The 18,260-nt window shown below is 40.6% G+C and carries 14 protein-coding genes; 8 read left to right on the forward strand and 6 right to left on the reverse strand.

Annotated elements, in window-relative coordinates; genetic code table 11:
* Nucleotides 1-217 precede the first annotated feature (217 nt).
* A complete protein-coding gene (locus ACIH2S_RS08605; RefSeq protein ID WP_036954705.1) occupies nucleotides 218-1,636 on the forward strand; it encodes a PLP-dependent aminotransferase family protein in 1,419 nt (472 codons plus the stop codon).
* A gap of 46 nt (nucleotides 1,637-1,682) precedes the next feature.
* Here the strand turns inward: ACIH2S_RS08605 and ACIH2S_RS08610 are convergent, their stop codons facing one another.
* A complete protein-coding gene (locus ACIH2S_RS08610) occupies nucleotides 1,683-2,294 on the reverse strand; it encodes a LysE family translocator (protein WP_132495014.1) in 612 nt (203 codons plus the stop codon).
* A 151-nt stretch (nucleotides 2,295-2,445) separates the two neighbouring features.
* Between ACIH2S_RS08610 and ACIH2S_RS08615 the strand changes: the two genes are divergently transcribed.
* The gene (locus ACIH2S_RS08615) at nucleotides 2,446-2,970 is read left to right on the forward strand and encodes an Lrp/AsnC family transcriptional regulator (protein WP_051422784.1); all 525 of its coding nucleotides are present in this window, start codon (nucleotides 2,446-2,448) and stop codon (nucleotides 2,968-2,970) included.
* 132 nt (nucleotides 2,971-3,102) lie between these two features.
* Here the strand turns inward: ACIH2S_RS08615 and ACIH2S_RS08620 are convergent, their stop codons facing one another.
* Nucleotides 3,103-3,561: a hypothetical protein gene (locus tag ACIH2S_RS08620; RefSeq protein ID WP_036954698.1), complete on the reverse strand. Its 459-nt coding sequence runs from the start codon at nucleotides 3,559-3,561 to the stop codon at nucleotides 3,103-3,105.
* Nucleotides 3,562-3,855: 294 nt separating this feature from the next.
* On the opposite strand from ACIH2S_RS08620, the gene ACIH2S_RS08625 reads away from it, so the two are divergent.
* On the forward strand, nucleotides 3,856-4,848 hold the full coding sequence (locus ACIH2S_RS08625) for a hypothetical protein (RefSeq protein ID WP_349487787.1): 993 nt from the start codon (nucleotides 3,856-3,858) through the stop codon (nucleotides 4,846-4,848).
* Between the two features lie 89 nt (nucleotides 4,849-4,937).
* Here the strand turns inward: ACIH2S_RS08625 and ACIH2S_RS08630 are convergent, their stop codons facing one another.
* From ACIH2S_RS08630 to ACIH2S_RS08640, 3 genes are read right to left on the reverse strand one after another with little or no spacing between them, the layout of a single operon-like run.
* A complete protein-coding gene (locus ACIH2S_RS08630; RefSeq protein ID WP_108478220.1) occupies nucleotides 4,938-6,173 on the reverse strand; it encodes a c-type cytochrome in 1,236 nt (411 codons plus the stop codon).
* Complete coding sequence (locus tag ACIH2S_RS08635; protein WP_108478219.1) at nucleotides 6,170-6,721, reverse strand: (2Fe-2S)-binding protein; 552 nt, start codon at nucleotides 6,719-6,721, stop codon at nucleotides 6,170-6,172. Before ACIH2S_RS08635 ends, ACIH2S_RS08630 begins: the two co-directional genes overlap by 4 nt.
* Complete coding sequence (locus ACIH2S_RS08640) at nucleotides 6,718-9,513, reverse strand: xanthine dehydrogenase family protein molybdopterin-binding subunit (RefSeq protein WP_321146744.1); 2,796 nt, start codon at nucleotides 9,511-9,513, stop codon at nucleotides 6,718-6,720. The genes ACIH2S_RS08635 and ACIH2S_RS08640 overlap by 4 nt, the downstream gene beginning before the upstream one ends.
* 207 nt (nucleotides 9,514-9,720) lie before the next feature.
* Between ACIH2S_RS08640 and ACIH2S_RS08645 the strand changes: the two genes are divergently transcribed.
* From ACIH2S_RS08645 to ACIH2S_RS08665, 5 genes are all read left to right on the forward strand, one after another.
* On the forward strand, nucleotides 9,721-10,281 hold the full coding sequence (locus ACIH2S_RS08645) for a nucleotidyltransferase family protein (RefSeq protein ID WP_036954684.1): 561 nt from the start codon (nucleotides 9,721-9,723) through the stop codon (nucleotides 10,279-10,281).
* A gap of 25 nt (nucleotides 10,282-10,306) precedes the next feature.
* The gene (locus ACIH2S_RS08650) at nucleotides 10,307-11,272 is read left to right on the forward strand and encodes an XdhC family protein (RefSeq protein ID WP_349487788.1); all 966 of its coding nucleotides are present in this window, start codon (nucleotides 10,307-10,309) and stop codon (nucleotides 11,270-11,272) included.
* A 133-nt stretch (nucleotides 11,273-11,405) separates the two neighbouring features.
* On the forward strand, nucleotides 11,406-11,792 hold the full coding sequence (locus tag ACIH2S_RS08655; protein WP_349487789.1) for a hypothetical protein: 387 nt from the start codon (nucleotides 11,406-11,408) through the stop codon (nucleotides 11,790-11,792).
* Between the two features lie 50 nt (nucleotides 11,793-11,842).
* Nucleotides 11,843-12,310, forward strand: a complete 468-nt coding sequence (locus tag ACIH2S_RS08660) for a hypothetical protein (RefSeq protein WP_349487790.1) — start codon at nucleotides 11,843-11,845, stop codon at nucleotides 12,308-12,310.
* Nucleotides 12,311-12,361: 51 nt separating this feature from the next.
* Nucleotides 12,362-16,942: an AAA family ATPase gene (locus ACIH2S_RS08665; protein WP_430248489.1), complete on the forward strand. Its 4,581-nt coding sequence runs from the start codon at nucleotides 12,362-12,364 to the stop codon at nucleotides 16,940-16,942.
* A 216-nt stretch (nucleotides 16,943-17,158) separates the two neighbouring features.
* On the opposite strand, the gene ychF is transcribed toward ACIH2S_RS08665, so the two are convergent.
* Complete coding sequence (ychF, locus tag ACIH2S_RS08670) at nucleotides 17,159-18,250, reverse strand: redox-regulated ATPase YchF (RefSeq protein ID WP_036954672.1); 1,092 nt, start codon at nucleotides 18,248-18,250, stop codon at nucleotides 17,159-17,161.
* Between the last annotated feature and the right edge of the window lie 10 nt (nucleotides 18,251-18,260).

Genomic DNA, 18,260 nt, shown 5'->3' on the forward strand with positions numbered 1-18,260 from the left:
ACACGCCACATTTCCAGCCATTGCGAAGCAATTTTGGGCTGTTCCTTAGCAATAAATAATTGATTTCGCTGGATTGTTAACACTCATAAATCCAACTAAAAATGTTTTGTGGTTATAGTTAAAAAAAGTCAGGTGAATGTGTGGATAAGTAGAACATGAGACGATAAACTATAATAGTAACAATTTTTAGCAAATCACCTATAACAGTGAGGCGGGAATGACGAGATACGAACAGCTAGCAGCACAAATTCGTCAACAGATTGAAGATAATATTTGGCAAGTAGGTGACAGGCTACCTTCACTGAGAGAGAGCGTTAAGCAATCGGGTTTAAGCTTAATGACGGTGGTACAAGCTTATCAATTACTGGAAAGTCAGGGGTGGGTCGCTGCGCGCCCGCAATCTGGCTATTATGTTGCAAATCGCAATAATGCATTTGCCGCCGCAAAAGGGGGAAAAGGGCTCCATCTAAATGAAAATGTGGAGATTAACGCCTCTATTTTCGGTGTACTGCAAGCATGCAAAGACCCAGATATTATCCCATTTGGCTCTGCTTTCCCAGAGCCCGCTTTACTGGATGATCCAAAACTAGCCAAGTCTCTCGCTTCGGTGGCGCGTCGTTTATCGAAAACCAATACCACCACTAACTTACCTCCGGGGAATGAACAGCTACGTCGCAATATTGCCCAGCGCTATGCAACGCAAGGGATCCACGTTGCCCCTGATGAAATTGTGATCACGGCAGGTGCGATGGAGTCATTGGTGCTGAGCTTACAAGCGGTTACTCAACCGGGTGATTGGGTAGTGATTGAATCCCCTGCATTTTATGGTTCCTTGCAGGCGATAGAACGCTTAAAACTTAAAGCGATAGCCATCAAAACTGACCCACTATTTGGAATTGATCTTGATGCGTTAGAGGACATTGCGGATAAATACCCGATCAAAGCTTGTTGGTTGATGACACACTACCAAAACCCGTTAGGCGGCACGATGCCTCCAGCTAATAAAAAGCGGTTAGTGAATATTTTGAACAGTCATAAAATTGTGTTGATCGAAGATGATGTGTATGGCGAGCTTTATTTTGGTACCCAGCAACCTATTCCTGCAAAATCACTTGATTCACAAGGAAACTTTTTCCACTGTTCATCATTTTCGAAATGTTTAGCGCCGGGATACCGTGTCGGGTGGGTAGCAGCAGGTCATCACGCGAGCAAAATTCAGCATTTGCAGATGATGAGCACCGTTTCGGCCAGTGTGCCAACCCAACTGGCGATCGCGGAATACTTATCTCAAGGGGGGTATGATAGTCATCTGCGTAAGCTTCGCCAAACGATGGAACAGCGGCAACATTTAATGCTGAGCGCAATCGCTAAATATATGCCGTCCACGGTTAAAGTGAATACCCCAAAAGGGGGCTATTTTTTATGGTTGGAATTTGAACCACCATTTAACGCCATCCAGCTGTATCAATTAGCATTAAAGGAAGGGATTAGCATAGCACCGGGGAGCATGTTCTCAACCAGCGACCAATTCAATCATGCATTTCGCTTAAATGCATCATTTGCATGGAATGACAGGCTTGAACAGGCGATGCAAGTTTTAGGGCGTTTATGCTATCGATTAACGGGGCTAAAATAGGGAAAATAGGGTGAGCGTGGAGGTCGCGCTTACCCTTAAGAGTTGCTTAGCTGCTTGCAAGTCCGATAGCTGCAAAGGTTAACATTCCACCAGCAACACCTTCGGTAATGCGACGTTTTTTATCGTTATATTGTTGGCGATTATGCATTGATGCGAATATCATGCCGATGGCACCGTAAATAATGATGCATGATGTGATGAAAGTCGCTGATAAGATTAAAGATTGTATTGCAACACTTTCGGAAACATGGATAAAATTAGGCAGAATAGCGAAATAAACTAGTAACCCCTTAGGGTTAAGGAAGCTAGTGAGAAAAGCTTTGCCAATCACAGCTTGTGTGGAAACGGTATTAATTTGAATCTTTCTCGATTTCATGGCCGATAACAGCATACGGACAGCTAAGTAAGCAACATAGGCGACCCCCACCCATTTGATGGTTTGGAAGATAATTGGTGAAGTTGCAACAATAGCCGCGAGCCCAAGAGCGGCTAAAATGGCATGGGCTACATAGCCGAGAATAATACCCAAATTGGCTTTCCATGCAGCAGAGATTCCGCCTGATAACCCTTGTGATGAGATAAATAAAATATCGGGACCTGGTGTACAAATCAAAGGAATGACAGTTGCACTAAACAGCAATAACGTTTGTAGATCCATCCAAACACCTCTAATTTATTATTATTTTCTTATGAAGAGAACAAAGTTTGGTTATTATAGCTATTTCCCGTTGAAATTTGGTTGTTTTGTTGCTTGTCATGGATGCTTATTTGACATTTAATATCAAAAAATAAAATCAAAAGAGGTTCGAATGCCAAAGAATACTGGCTCGCATTATGCAGAAAAGCATGAGCTGGAACATAGCAGCTCATCCGCCATCAAATTAGATGCGATTGATAAACATATTTTGCAGGTGTTGCAACGAGATGGAAAAATCCAAAATGTTGAACTGGCAAAAGAGGTTGGTTTATCCCCGTCACCTTGCTTAAGGCGCGTTAAGTTGCTGGAAGATGCTGGCGTAATCAAACGTTATGTTGCGGTGTTGGATGGTACAAAGATTGGCGCAGGTTTGTCCCTATTCGCACGCATTTGGTTTAAAACCCAAGATGCGCAAACTATTAATCAATTTGTAGCCGATATTCAGCAAATGCCAGAAGTGGTGGAGTGCCATTTAATGGCGGGTGAATGTGATGCGCTGATCCGTATTGTGACAGAAGATATGGCATCTTATCGTCGTTTTCACGCTGACTATTTGACGCAAATAAGCAGTGTGCAGAGCATCAAAACAGAAGTGCCTATGGAGACCGTCAAAGTCACGTATGCACTTCCTTTATAAGCTTACGAAATCCATCTATTTACCACGCTATACTGCTCAATAATCTCCATCAATATTATTGAGCAGCTTGCTGATTTGTATTGATTACCTTACAAAAGCAGTAATATCGTCGTAAAAATCTCTCCGAGAATATTAATAAGGGCGCTCAGGCAGATCGTAAATATGTTCACTGAGATTATCGACAATGGTGTTCGGTAAACAGTCGATTGAAGCAATCGATTTACCTTTATTGTAAACATCAACCCCACCCGCGCGTTTTGTTCCTAGATAGTCAGAGTGAACGGTATATACGTATGTCCCATTTTTAAAATCTAGCTCCATAATTTGGGCGTGACCTGTATCCGTATCGGCGGCTTGCGTTTTTAATAAATTTTGAGTTAGTTGTTGTGGTGAGCGAACAATTTCAATATCGGGAATATCATCTATTTTTCCAAAAGCATATCGATACTGACCATCAACGTATGTCACGCGAACTTGTTTGTTATTTTTGTTTACACACTGAAAAACAGTAACAGTATAGGCGTCAGCCAGTGCTGGGGCAGACATGAGTACAGGTAATGCTAGTGCTAGTAGTGTACGGCGAAGTTTCATGGGATCCCTACCAAAAAAGAGTTATCAATATTGATATTATCGGCATCGTATTCGGATGCTCTAGAGAGAGTTTAGCATTTAAAATTAAGCTAAATGTATTGATGACTAAAAAGCAGATTATTCCACACGGTATGTTGTCAATATTAGACAAAGTGCACGAATGTAGCAGGTAAATGGCAAAATTTTCTCAGACTTTCGGCAAGGATTAGATTATTGCAATGACGTTTGTTAAATTAGGAGGGTAGTTTCAAAGCACTAGGGTGATAATCGAATAATGATAATACAAGGTGAAATATGCGTGATGGAACTCGTGCTATGCAGGTGAAAAATCGTCATTTACCGAATTGGCAAACATTAAAATTAATATTGAGTTCTTTAATTGTTTTTAATTTTTATTTAAATGTTAATCCAACCGTGAAATCCGATTATTCAATATTGATTGAAATATTTGATTGGGTATTAATTCCGATGTTTGTTTTTATCGCTGCATATTTAAGCAAAGGAATTTTATGGCAAGGTTGGCGTGCCCATTTAATCCCACCTTTAATTATCTATTTCACGTTTCAAACGATAGATGCGATCCCGCTTTATTTTACAAACCGATTAACTATCGCAGAATATTTACTGTTCCCTCAAAATGGTGTTTGGTTTTTCTTAGCGGTACCGATATGGCAAGCCGTTTTTTTATTACTGCCTTCATTTATAAAGAATAATGTCGGGGGAGTGACTGTCACCTTGCTGTTATCCATCATCATTGCGTTTTTCTCCAAGATATACTTATCGGATGTTACTGGTTTTTCGGCGATTATTCAGTATTTTCCATTCTTTGTTATGGCTTACTTTTGTGATGATAAGAAAATAGTTTGGCTCAGAAAAAATGTATTTTTTATCGTATCTGCAGTAATCGCCTTGGTTGTTATTTATATTTATACCCCAGTAGACATTGAATCTGAGCTAATAAAGATTTTAGGGGGAAACCAACTTACTTATCGTTTCTTTGAGCATGTTTTTACATTTCTAATGGGCGTGTTAATTTCAATTGCAGTGATGTGTATTGCATTATCGACTGAGCGATTTGTGAAAACAGCAAATAACGCATTAGGAGTGTATTTAATTCATCCGATCATCTGTTTCTTACTATTAACTGGGTTAAGTTCATTCCATATTGAAGCGGGTTTACCGCTTTTAATTTTGCTCACGCTCTTCACCATTACGTTAGCGTTATTTCTAGCCAAAAATTCGACCATTCATTGGTTTTTAAACCCTGAATTAAAGTCGAGAAAATAATAGAGAATAGTAAGATTAGAAACGGAAAGGGTTTATAAAATAAGGCTTACCGAATAATCTCGGTAAGCCTTTATTAAGAGTAAAATAACTTATTTACGCAGGGCTTTAACTTGCTCAGGGGTCACATCACCGGCTTGTCCACCCCATTGAACACGCAGGAAGTTGACCAAATCGGCAATTTGCTGGTCGTTAAGCTTGTCGGCGAAACCTGGCATACTTTGCATGTTTTGGTTATTTGGGAACGCTTGCTCCGGCAAACCATCTAATACGGCATTAATAAGATTAGTACTGTCCACATCACGCAAGGTCGAATTACCTTTCATCGCCACTGCCACATTAGGTTTACCGCTGCCATCATAGGAGTGGCAACCAGAGCAACTTTCCAGATAAACCTGTTTACCTGCTGCGTTGCCATCACCCATCTTGAGCGGTAATGTGGCTGGTGGATTATCACCCATTAGATAGGTAGCAATGGCTTTATTATCTTCCGGGGTTAAATGTTGCGTGCTGAGGTAAATAACCGGATGCATATCACTGTAGGCTGAACCTTGCGGCGCTAAGCCAGTCATAAAGAACAGCTGGAGATCTTCTTTTGTCCAACCACGGGCAGCGAGGGCGTCAGGGGTAATGTCAGGGGCAGTGAAACGACCCAATGCGCCACCTTTCATATACTTATCTAACTCCATTTCGCCGAGCGCTCCTCTTGGTGTATGACATTCAGAGCAGTGTTCAAGCACATTGACTAAATATTTTCCTCGCTCCCATTCAGGAGAACTGCCTTGGGAGCTATTTGGCAATGGTTTGTCATTGAAAAATAATAGGTTCCAGCCAATCATCGCCATACGCTGGTTTAACGGGAAAGGCAGCGAATTTTCTGGTGGTGCGACATCTACCGCTGGGCGGCTCATTAAATAACTGTAGATAGCATCAGAATCACTGCGAGATATTCCTTTATAGGAGGTATATGGCATCGCAGGGTAGAGGTTTTTGCTTGGTGGCGAAACACCTTCAGTTAATGCTTTATGGAACTCTTCTTTTGTCCAGCGACCAATCCCATAATCAGCAGAAGGTGTTAAGTTACTGCTATAAATAGTACCAAAGGGGGTATCGAGAGGAAAACCACCCGCTAGAGGCGCGCCATTTGTGCTGGTATGGCATGCCGCACAGTCACCGGCAAGTGTTAAGTAACGACCCCGCTCAATCTCCTCGGCGCTCGCGGTGACTTTTTGTACTGGACCGTCAGGTTTGCGACTCTCATACCAATACAGAATCGCCCAGACGACAATAGCTATCGCTATCAACCATAAAATAATACGTTTGATCATTTTATCGTCTCCTTGATTAGTCCCGGAGTACTCATCACCACATCTCGTACTGCTTCATAATAACGAACATAACCCGTACAGCGGCAAATGTGATTATTTAAAGCTGTTTTGATGGCTTCTTCTAGCTCGGCTTCGGCAATCGGGTTGCGTTGCAATTCCTCAACGAAAATCGTTGCCGCATTAACAAAGCCTGGGGTGCAGTAACCACATTGGAAACTAAAATGGTCGATAAATGCTTCTTGTACAGGAGATAATTTAACGTCACCATTTTCTTCTTTGGTGGCAGCCCCTTCAATGGTACGAATGCTTTTATTGTTGAAAAAGTGTGCGCCTGTAATGCAGGTGCGAACTTCTTCACTTGTGCCTGATGGGTTATCCAAAATCACCACACATGCGTGGCAAATACCTTGACCACAGCCAAGTCGTGAACCCGTAAGGTCAACATACTCATGAAGAAAATCAATCATCATGAGACCTTCAGGTACATCCATCGGTCCATATTGTTGACCGTTAATGTTGATGGTAAGTGGCAGAAAATTTAGGCTCATGATAATACCTCTAGAATATCGTTAGGGCGAACAGGCAGACTCAAGAAATGGTGCCCTGTTGCATCAGCAATCGCATTGACGATGGAAGAAACGACAGGGATCATAACAACTTCAGCGACCCCTTTTGGTGGGTCGGTATCGGATAACCCTGGCAGGATTTCGCTAGTTTGTTTCCAAACTGCAACATCATTTGCGAGGGGTAAATGATAACGGTTAAAGTTCCATGTTCCATTTCCGGGTCCATCTTCGTAGAGAGGTAAATATTCATGGAGCGCATGACCAATACCCATCGCTAATCCACCTTGGATTTGCCCTGAAACCAATTGAGGAACAATTAAGTTTCCGCATTCAACGACGGTATGGTGGTCGAGTAATTCGACATGACCGGTGGCCTTATCAATGGCAAGTTCAGATAAGGTAGCGACGGCGCTGTAATAGGTAACGCCAGCATTGTTTCGTTGAGTATCAGGGTAATACGCTTTTTCGCGATGCCATATTTGATAATCTTTGTCTGCAAATCGTAGGGAAAGACCATCAACAGGAAGGCGGCGGGTTTCATCATTAATTTTGAAATCAGCTTCAGCCCATTCCCAGCGGTTAAAGACATGGCAAACTGCGCCAGTTAAACCACCCATCTCAAATGTACGGTCGATTAAGCGTTGTAAGCTGAGCACTTCTAGCCCATCAGCGGTGAGACCATTGGCAACCCAACGGGCATCCTCACGACGAACCACGAGCGGCGCTGCTTGCCCACCACCAATACCCTCTTGCCAAATTGACATTGCCGCTGGCCACAGACCATATTCAAAGACTAATCGAGCGGCTTCTTCAGTACTGTGGGTGAAATAATAAGCGGAGTTACTGGCGCTGGCTGGGGAGCAGTAATTCGGTGTCCAAAGCGGGTTAGTGGCGAGGCGTTCTTGTTCATCTTGCGCCATGGCAAATGGGTTTCCTGTCGAAATCATCGGCAGAACTGACCAATCCACAACCGAAAAATGGGCTTCTTCCGCAGGTTTGCCTAACCACTTGGCACAGACTACGGCTTGGGATGTGGACATCCCCGTACCAATCTCCGCACCACTATGATAAATAGCTATTTTCCCTTCAGGTGTGAGTTCAACGCGCGCAAAGGAGGATTCAGCACCTGTACCGAAGTCTTTTTGAACGCAAGAAATGCCGGTACCAAATAATTTGCCTGCATTTTTAGCTTCAAACTCGGCTTTACGTTTTGCTCTTTCTTTCCACATTGGGTGCTCAGCGCAACGGCTCAGCACTTCATCCGCACGAATTGCGCCGCCTGGGATAGCCCCTTGGGTATTTTTCATTCCTGATTTGATGATGTTTTTCAGGCGAAACTCAATAGGATCGGCTTTGAGTAATTTTGCGGCTTCTTCCATGATCATGTCAGTGGCAGCCATGGCCTGTAACGTACCATAACCACGAGCAGATCCCGCATCGACCGCGCGAGAAGCGATACCCACAGCCGATAAATCACTGCGAGGAATATAGTAGATGGCTTGGGCGCCAGTGGCTGCAACCATCACAACGGAAGGCGTAAAGTTACATCGACCGCCGCCATCCCCAATAAATGAGGCGGAAAGTGCTTCAATTTTATGGGTTTTCTTATTGACGGCGAGGGTGTAATCCATGTCAAACGCATGGCGTTTGATGGTGGATTGGAACTGTTCATAACGGTCGTTGGCTAGGCGGATCGGAACGCCATCACCATACAGAGTTGCCATCGCACCATAATAAGGGAATGGGGTGTGATCTTTCGAGCCATAACCCACCGTAAAGCAAGGGTGTAAGAATATTTGCTTAATTGGGAATTTAGATTTTGCGAGCATTTCAGGCAGTGATGCGGCAACTTCTTGCGGGGACTGTGTTGGGATCACTAAATGGAATGATTGTGTTTTTGCATCATACCAGCCATTGGCGTTATCGGGTTCGAGCGCTGAGGTATCAATAGATTGCGAAAAGTATTTACGCTTGATAACCAGCCAATCTTCCGGCGGACTTTCTAACTGTTTTGCGAGTTCATCCGCATAATACATGCCTTCTTGATCAAGCTTTCCACCTTCACGACCTTCAGGCCAGATTGGGAGATGCTTTTTCATACCAATCGGGGAAATAGGCATATCTTTCATGCTGGAGTATGTATCAGGTGAGAATGGTGTTTCTCCGCCGATACGAACCCCACGATAAGTTCCCCAAGGATCTCGCTGTAATGGTCCCGTATAAGCACCATATTGGATGACATCATCGTGGAATTTGAGTGTCTCTTTAGCGAAGTTAAATTTGGCAAAATCATGATAAATTAGTAACGCGACGGCTTGCCCTAAGTAAGCAGGGGTTTTTCCTGTCGGTAATAGTAAATCTTCACCATAGAACTCAGGGAAGGCGACGCCATCTTTTTCTAAATCACTGGCGGTAACAATACGGTCAGGCATTAAGCCATCATTAAGTCGTTCGAGATTAAAACCTTCGTAGATTTTATCGGCTTGGGTGACGCGTAGAAGAAAGGCGTGTCCTTGTTGTTTGGGCCAGTGAGGGATATCGCGGGCTCGAATATCTCTTGCAAAGACTTTTTCACCTTGCACTTTGGCATAGCCATCAATTCGGAATTTGATTTTTTTATCGACAGGGTTCCAGTCGGGAGCCTGAAGAATTTTTTCCTCGAATAGCACATCAAAAGCTCGGCTATACAAAGGGGCGATATAACAAGAGATCCCCGCAACAACAGCACATTTGATAAAGTGTCTGCGGGATAGTCCGACATGGTTATTGCTCATAATATACCCTTACACTTATTTTCATTGCTTCAATTATTATTTTTTATTTCATTGCTAGTTTCGTGATATAAATATTTATATATCCAATGGTTCTATATCGAAATATGAGTAGAATTGGATGGATAATAAAAATGATGACGATTAGCATAATCTGCATATTATTATTTATAATATAAACAATAAAATTAATTATGTATAATGTAAACCATGAATATAGGTATATTAATATTAGCAGCAGGAAAAAGTGAGCGTTTTCAACGTGCTGGTGGTGAAGGAAGTAAATTAAATTATCGAATTGACCAACAAACGGTGTTCGAAAAAACGCTTGTAAATTCAATGAATAGTGAATTGCCTATTCATGTAGTCACTCGCGCTGATAATTTGGGTGTCATTAACAATTGTTTACATTTTAATATTCCATTTTCCGTATTAAATAGCCATGGACTAGGGGAATCGATTGCGTTAGGCGTAAAAAATACCTCTAATTGGAGTGGCTGGTTAATTCAGTTGGGTGATATGCCCTATATTTCTCACGAAATATTTATTCGAGTTGCGAACGAATTAAAAAATTATTCATTAGTGCGACCTGTATATAAAAACATACCGGGGCACCCTGTCGGAATATCAGAAAAGTATCGACAAAATTTGCTTAATTTATCGGGAGATAATGGCGCAAAATCAATATTACGTCATCAATTGGTTTACGAAATGCAGATAAATGATGAGAATGTCATTAAAGATATTGATTATCTTCCAAATAAAAACTAAGAATAAAAATCAATAGGGACTGAATATGCTACGTGAAGATGTGTCCGTGATTTCTCAAGCAATAAAGTGGGCAATGGATGAACCAGTCTGGTTATGCACTGTGCTGAATACTTATGGTTCATCGCCGCGAAGCCCCGGCTCTTTATTGGTCGCTAAAGGAGATGGGATGTATGTAGGTTCTCTCTCTGGAGGCTGTATTGAAGAGGATTTTCTGCAACGAATTCAGCAAGGTCATTATTTAAAAGATAGCCAAGTTGTTCGCTATGGTCAGGGCGGGGTGGAAGCCAAAGTCAATTTACCTTGTGAAGGGAGTTTAGATGTTCTTATCGAATATTTACCCTGTAACCCGCATTCTCATCAATACCTTTCACAAATTCAAACAGCACTACTCGGTTATACCGCCATCATCAAAAAACTGACACTCCCCCTGCGAAGTGAAATTTCGACGGTACCAAACTCACAACATCCCACGCATATTGAGCGCAATGGCGATGAGATCCAATTTTATATCATGGCGCCACCCAAGCTAATCGTTGCGGGTATTTCCAATGTCGGTGTTTACTGCGCTAATTTTGCGGTCACATTAGGGTTTGAAGTGATTATTTGTGAGCATCGTGATGACGAATTGTTACGCTTTGCTGGGCAAATTGCAGAACAAGTTGAGATTAAAAATATATTCCCTGCCCGTTTTTTAGAAGAGAATCCAAGTGCATCTAATACCGCTATTGTATCTTTGACTCATGACCCTCGCATTGATGATTTAACATTAATGGAAGCAGTGAATACATCTGCATTTTATATTGGTGCAATGGGCTCAACCCGAACGAGTGCTAAGCGCCGAGAGCGGTTGTTAAATTCAGGGGGATTAACGCTTGAAATGCTAGACCAGATCCATGCGCCTATCGGTATTCCAATTGGCAGTAAAACGCCACCAGAGATTGCATTAGCGATTATGGCGGACATAGTGGCGCATAAGAATGGGCGGGGTTAGTACAGTAGGGAATAGATGTATTATGTTGATATCATCATTTAAGCGGGAAATTTAGGATAAGACTCGTTTATCGATTCTGATAAATCGATTATTCTAGACTATTCGCTAAAATCGATCCTACAGGGAGGTTGTAATGTGGTATATCCATCCGACTCGGGCTCAATACACATTACTGTCACAGTACCTTTCTCCTCTAGAAGCAAGAATAGATGCGGGTTTGCTCAATTCTGAAGGAATTGATTCTCTATTATTAGACGAAAACATAGTCTGGAATAACCAAATGTATGCCCAAGCTATTGGTGGCGTTAAATTATTGGTACCAAAATGCGAGTTAGAGAATGCATTAAATGTCTTGGATAAACTGTACCAAGGTAAATTTGCGATCACAGATGAAGGTGAGGACGAGGAAGCTAAACCTAAAATCACGCAAAAAAATGGCGTTACCGACTATATGAATATGTTGCTGGTCTTTTTGCTTTTTTTTGTTACTGGATTGGCATTACCAATTTCAAAGAGATGAGAGTAAAAACTAAGAAAATCAATATTTTTTAACATGTGAAGGGATTTACCATGCAATCAAAACTAATTTATCAATGGAAATATAAAAGACGAGCAAGACTATCTTTCCTAGGTGCAGAAATTTTTTGGATAATCGTTCTGAGTATCATTCAGGTATTAGTCTATCAATGGTATTTGGATTCACATCCTGAAGATGCTGAATTAGTGTTTAAAAGTAACTTTTATTACCAATTTTCTTTTAGCTTGTTTGGACTAATGGAAGTCGTATCGGCGGTTGTTCAAATATATATTTTCTCACTTATTCTTACGCAACGAATTCGGGATATTGGCATTAAATATCCATTGATCATTGCTCTTGCCTTTACGTGTTCATCATTGTTTATCACGCCATTAACGTTTATCAATCAGTCTAGTTTCTTGATGATTTTTATGGCTATTCAACTCATTTTTTCGTTGATTGTTTTATTTACGCCATCTGCGCGAGAAACGAAATCGAGTGTGAAAAATGATGTGATTTAGTGAAGCCAGTATAGGTGACTTATCTAATTTGCTATCAAAAGGAGTTAAGAATTGAGTAAAGCTGGTATTCAGTCTAATAGGGGGGATGGGTATCAAACGTTAGTAGCGTTTGACTGGGCTTTGACAGTGCTATCTGATCCTAACTATCAATGGGTAGAGACGGATTCAGTTAGGTGGCTAGTTGATGACGTTGTGATAGGACGGGCTGATGGTACAAAAATTTGTTGTCAGTGCAAAAAAAATCAAAAAACATTTCGGGCATGGTCATTCTCCGATCTTAATGATGAGCTAGATAAAGCCATTAAAACGCTTATACAAGATCCTTCTACGACAGTTAGATTCTACTCTCGTACCCCTTTTGGTGAGCTAGCTTTATTACAAGAGTTTAGTAATAATTTCCCTGATGCATATGCTTATCATGCTGCTTTAAAAGAGATAAAGGTACACAAGGCGACTGATAGAAAGCTTAGTGAACTAATTAAAAAAATATCTTCTGATTTTAATAGTTACGAGTTTTTATCTAGAACCCAATTTATTACTAGTGATATTCATGAGCGGATGAGAGAAGCTCTGGAAGAGCGCTTGCAATATTTGGTGAGTAATTCTATTTCTGCTTTTAATTCACTTTGGACTGGTCTTGATTATCAAGGAATGAGGGTTAATGATACACAAGATAATAAACTATCATCTAGCTCTCGTTTAACGAAAGCTGACCTTATAAACCTCCTTTCTCAGTCAGGTTGTATTATTTCTCCTCCGATAGATATTCAATCTACCTTTAATTCATTTAGAAAAACATCATCCATTGGTCGTTCATGGCAACGAGATATTGGTGGCCATCGTATTGATACACTTTTGGTTGGTGAATTAATTAAAGCGATTAAAAGTAAAAGCCATTCCATATTAGTGACTGGGGGGCCAGGGTCAGGGAAAACCTGTATTCTACTTGAATTGCAGGAGAAATTAGAACAATTGATGCAATCTGATAGCGCTATGTTACCGCTATTCATTCAATCGCGAGAATTTGCTGATTTAGAAACTGCACAGGAACGACAATCTCTAGGACTAGATGAGCAATGGATTGAAAAGATTGCGCGTGTAGCTGACAGCTATCATGTAATAGTCACAATTGATTCACTAGATGTACTTGCTATAGCTCGAGAACATACGGTGCTAACGTATTTTTTAGCGCAAATAGATCAGCTATTATTAATTCCAAATGTTACTGTTATTACGGCTTGTAGAGAGTTTGATAGACATTACGATAGACGTATATCTCAGCGTTCATGGAATAAAGAGTTTAAGTGCCAAGCATTAGATTGGGAAAGTGAAATCATGCCGTTGCTTGGAAAGCTCTCAATCGATTCATCAGCTATTGATAATACAACTCGACATTTAATTAGCAATCCACGTGAGTTAGCTCTATTTATAAATCTTGCTCAAAGAGGCGGCAGTTTTAATATAGTGACTAGCCAAGCGCTAGCTCAACGCTATGTTGATTCAATTATGTTAACGAATCCATCGTTAGGTGATGAAGGGAAAATAGCACTTGAAAATATGGCTACAGAGATGTTAAGGCTTCGTAGCTTATCGATACCAACCCAGCGATTTACAGCTTCAGATGACATTCGTAGAATACTGCTTAGTCATAATGTTTTACATGAAACTGAGGGTAATAAATTAACATTTGGGCATCAAACACTACTTGATGTACTAGTTATTAGTAGGGCAGTTCGTCATGGATTAACTTTAAATAATTTTATAAAGACTCTTCCTCCTGTACCGTTTGTCCGCCCATCTATTCGTAGCTTTATTGCACAGCTTGTTACAGAGGAAAGACAAGATTTTAGAAAACAGCTACGGACAGTGCTTACCGGAACTTATGCTTTTCATCTACGTCGCCTAGTCGCGGAGTGTTTCGCTGAACAATTACCTCAAGATGATGATTGGCCAATGTTACGTGATTTACGTAATACGCATCGAGATGTTTTCCAAATTATTTATAGCAAAGCTTCACAAGTTGAATGGCATTATTTTTGGTTAAGAAACCTTGTGCCAGTTTTAAAAACTATGCGTGATGTTGATGGTATAGAAGCCCACTCTTACCGTATTGCTCATTGGTTAAATCTAGATCCATCAGGTGTCGTTGATTTTTGGATGGAAACATTAAGATCAGATTGGATAGATAAGTCTCGTTTGATAAGTAAGATTACTGTTTTTATATCAGATATAAAGAGAGAGCATGCATATTTAATGTCTCCTCTATTGCTGGAATTGTTTAAATTTCCACAGGAAGAATATAGTTTTTTAGGTAGAGCCCTTGCTCGATGTGTTGCTGTAGGGGGGGTAGATGATGTAGTTCTTTGGGATTACATCATTATTGATGTTAAAGATGAAGACATCCTATCCTACAGATTTGAAAATAAGCTTAATTGCCGACCACACGAGTTTGGTGCTAAGGATAGCAAATTTCTTTCAGATAGAATGATTAATTCTATTACTTTATTAGAGCTAGCTATATCAACAATTGAAAAATGGAGTGAAGTACGAAGCTCTAGATATGAAGGAAAACATAATTATCGAAGTGGTTTCCTAAGTGAAACATCTCATTCGGACGACCGAAGAATGAGAGACTTTGAGCATAAAGATAGCCAACGTGTCCTAATGGATGCATTAGAAGTTGCTATCATTCATCATGCTAAGTTCAATTCAGAGTGGTGGCAAAACAACAGTGAACGTTTATGCTTTAATCGGGAAGGTTCACTTCGTTATTTTGCATTGTTAGCATGTATTAACTCTCCGCTAACTAATCTTGATATATCTTCTCGACTGTTATCGAAAGTGGATTTTTTAGAGTCCGAGCTTTCACATGAACTGGGCACTTTAGTGCAGAAAGTTTTTATTTATTTGAGTTCAGAGTTCCAAGATGCAATACAGGCAATAATACTTTCTCTTTCTCTGAAATATGCTGATAGCCCTGAGTATAGGGAATATATGCTTATAGATCAGGCCAAGCTTATTATTTGTATTCCATGTCATTTACGTTCATCGTCATGCGTAAGTATTTTAGATGAATATAATCGTTCAAATTGGCCTCTTGAGCATAAACCAGATATTAATGGATGGAGCGGAATTGTAAGAGCTCCATTCTCATTTGAGGTTTTTAATGAACTGAGTAATGAAGGTGTTCGTAGTATTCTTGAACACTATAATGGATATGGACGAGATGTATTCAGCGACATGTTAATTGGTGGGGAGGAGCAAGTTGCTCGTCAATTAAGTGAGGCATCATCAAGAGACCCATTACGGTTTTTGAGTTTTTTGTCTTTTTACTGGCAGGATATAAATGAAGATTTTCGAAATCATATCATGCATGGGATTGCAAATTATTTGAATTATCGCTATGGAAATCTTAATCCAAGTAATGATTGGAAACCAGTTAATGAACCAGATATTGATGTCTTAATTAACGATCTTTTGGATGAATTGGAGCGGCATTCGGTGTATTGGAGACTAAATAGCTCTGCTTCTGAAGTGTTACAAGGGTGCTCACATATAGTGAGAGATATAAATAACGCAAAACGAGTAACTTTTTTATCTATTCCCTATTTAACAGTGGAAGAAAGAGACCCTATATCAGGAGATGGTGTCACTTATATTTCAATAGGTATTAATATGATTAAAGGTCATATTGCTGATACTCTCATGGTTATGGCAATAAGGTTACATGAAGAACATATCTCTTGGCCCGAGTTGTTATTACCTACATTACATCAATTTGCTTCTAACGATCATCCGGCGGTGAGAGCTGTAGTATTACGCCGTTTACCTCATTTACAGCATATTTTGCCTGAAGTTGGTTGGATAGTATTTGAATTAATAATGCGGAAAGGTAGTGAAGGACTTTGGGATATGGCTGAGCGTTGTCTCTATTATTCTTATCATCATGAGTATGATAGGGTTTCTCCGTGGTTAAGTGTGATTGTGTCTGAAGACATTAAGGATGGATTTCAAGCATGGGGAAGAATATCTGCATTAGCTGTATTATCAGGAAAAATAGAAAGTTGTGATTTTATAAAACAAATAAAAGAATTAAATGATAGTGATGCATGGAAAGGAGCGATAGATGTTTGGACACATTGTGAAAATTTTAAACAACATTCTAATTTATGTCTTGCGGGTTTATCTGCGGCGTTAAGTGATGATAATCAATACTCCTCTATATTAGTAGAGTCGATGGGTAGTCTTTTTAGAGAAAAAGAATCTGTTGTTATTTTACCTATGCAAATGTTAGAGCGCTATTTTTCATTAATATCTACGAGTTCTGAAGCATCCAGAATTGGTTTATTCGGTTTCGGTGCATGGCTAAATATTGTTTCATGTATAGACCCTTTGTATGCATTAAAAGCTACTGAGATTTATTTTGAATATATTCGTACAGTAAAAGCCTACTTACATGATTACAATAACCATTTAGTGCAGTTATTGACTCGCTTATTTATACAAGCAGAAGAGCAGGAAGAATCAGATGATGGAGAAATGCTACATCGAGTAGTTGCTTTGCAAGATATGATGTTGATTTTAGGTGTTGATGAAGTGGATACATGGTTAAAAGCAGCTGAAAGACCATGATGATTACAGTTAGTTTTTTATCCTAAAACTTGCAGTGGTCATGATGAAAAAAGCCTGTTTCAACTGAAAGTTGAAAAGACCAGCTAGATTAACGTAGCTTGAATTTTGGGAAAAGCTGAGACACAACCAAAAGAAAAATCCACTCAGTTACATGGATTTCAAAAGGCTTTATTTCATATAGGGCATCGAACGATGCCCTATAATGGGCTAAATCAATTACACATTAAACAAGAAGTTCAACACATCGCCATCTTTAACGATGTAATCTTTACCTTCTGCACGCATTTTACCGGCTTCTTTCGCACCTTGTTCACCACGGAATTTGATGAAATCTTCGAATGCGATAGTTTGTGCGCGGATAAAGCCTTTTTCGAAGTCAGTATGGATTTTACCCGCCGCTTGTGGAGCCGTTGCACCAACAGGGATAGTCCATGCACGCACTTCTTTCACGCCAGCGGTGAAGTAAGTTTGCAGGTTTAATAATTCGTAACCTGCACGAATCACACGGTTAAGACCTGGCTCTTCAATGCCTAAATCAGCCATAAACTCATCGCGCTCTTCATCGTCCAACTCGGCGATATCAGATTCGATAGCGGCGCAAACAGGCACAACTACAGAACCTTCGGCTTTAGCGATTTCGTAGACTTTGTCTAAGTATGGGTTATTTTCAAAACCATCTTCATTGACGTTAGCAATGTACATGGTTGGCTTCAGGGTCAAGAAGCTTAAATAACGGATTGCGGCTTTATCTTCAGCGGTTAAATCTAATGAACGCAGCATGCCAGCTTGTTCTAAGTGTGGCAGGCATTTTTCTAGAGCTTCTAATTCCGCTTTTGCGTCTTTATCGCCGCCTTTTGCGCGTTTTTGTACGCGGTGAATAGCACGCTCACAAGTATCTAAGTCAGACAGCGCTAATTCAGTGTTGATCACTTCGATATCGGCTGCTGGGTCAACTTGGCCAGCAACGTGGATGATATTGTCATTTTCGAAACAACGAACGACGTGACCAATCGCTTCCGTTTCACGGATGTTAGTCAGGAATTGGTTACCAAGACCTTCACCTTTCGATGCGCCTTTTACCAGACCCGCGATATCAACGAATTCCATCGTGGTTGGCAGGATGCGCTGAGGCTTCACAATTTCAGCTAATTGATCAAGACGTGGGTCTGGCATTGGCACAACACCCGTGTTTGGTTCAATTGTACAGAAAGGGAAGTTGGCTGCTTCGATGCCGGCTTTGGTCAATGCATTAAACAGAGTGGATTTACCCACGTTAGGCAGACCAACGATACCGCATTTAAAACCCATATGTTTCTCA

Origin of the sequence: Providencia lanzhouensis, assembly GCF_050469745.1 — a bacterium.
Lineage (GTDB): Bacteria > Pseudomonadota > Gammaproteobacteria > Enterobacterales > Enterobacteriaceae > Providencia > Providencia lanzhouensis.

Bases quoted from the DNA above. Each gene is read 5' to 3' on its own strand.
- ACIH2S_RS08605 (WP_036954705.1), top strand. From the start codon at position 218: ATGACGAGATACGAACAGCTAGCAGCACAAATTCGTCAACAGATTGAA.
- ACIH2S_RS08610 (WP_132495014.1), bottom strand. From the start codon at position 2,294: ATGGATCTACAAACGTTATTGCTGTTTAGTGCAACTGTCATTCCTTTG.
- ACIH2S_RS08615 (WP_051422784.1), top strand. From the start codon at position 2,446: ATGCCAAAGAATACTGGCTCGCATTATGCAGAAAAGCATGAGCTGGAA.
- ACIH2S_RS08620 (WP_036954698.1), bottom strand. From the start codon at position 3,561: ATGAAACTTCGCCGTACACTACTAGCACTAGCATTACCTGTACTCATG.
- ACIH2S_RS08625 (WP_349487787.1), top strand. From the start codon at position 3,856: ATGCGTGATGGAACTCGTGCTATGCAGGTGAAAAATCGTCATTTACCG.
- ACIH2S_RS08630 (WP_108478220.1), bottom strand. From the start codon at position 6,173: ATGATCAAACGTATTATTTTATGGTTGATAGCGATAGCTATTGTCGTC.
- ACIH2S_RS08635 (WP_108478219.1), bottom strand. From the start codon at position 6,721: ATGAGCCTAAATTTTCTGCCACTTACCATCAACATTAACGGTCAACAA.
- ACIH2S_RS08640 (WP_321146744.1), bottom strand. From the start codon at position 9,513: ATGAGCAATAACCATGTCGGACTATCCCGCAGACACTTTATCAAATGT.
- ACIH2S_RS08645 (WP_036954684.1), top strand. From the start codon at position 9,721: ATGAATATAGGTATATTAATATTAGCAGCAGGAAAAAGTGAGCGTTTT.
- ACIH2S_RS08650 (WP_349487788.1), top strand. From the start codon at position 10,307: ATGCTACGTGAAGATGTGTCCGTGATTTCTCAAGCAATAAAGTGGGCA.
- ACIH2S_RS08655 (WP_349487789.1), top strand. From the start codon at position 11,406: ATGTGGTATATCCATCCGACTCGGGCTCAATACACATTACTGTCACAG.
- ACIH2S_RS08660 (WP_349487790.1), top strand. From the start codon at position 11,843: ATGCAATCAAAACTAATTTATCAATGGAAATATAAAAGACGAGCAAGA.
- ychF (WP_036954672.1), bottom strand. From the start codon at position 18,250: ATGGGTTTTAAATGCGGTATCGTTGGTCTGCCTAACGTGGGTAAATCC.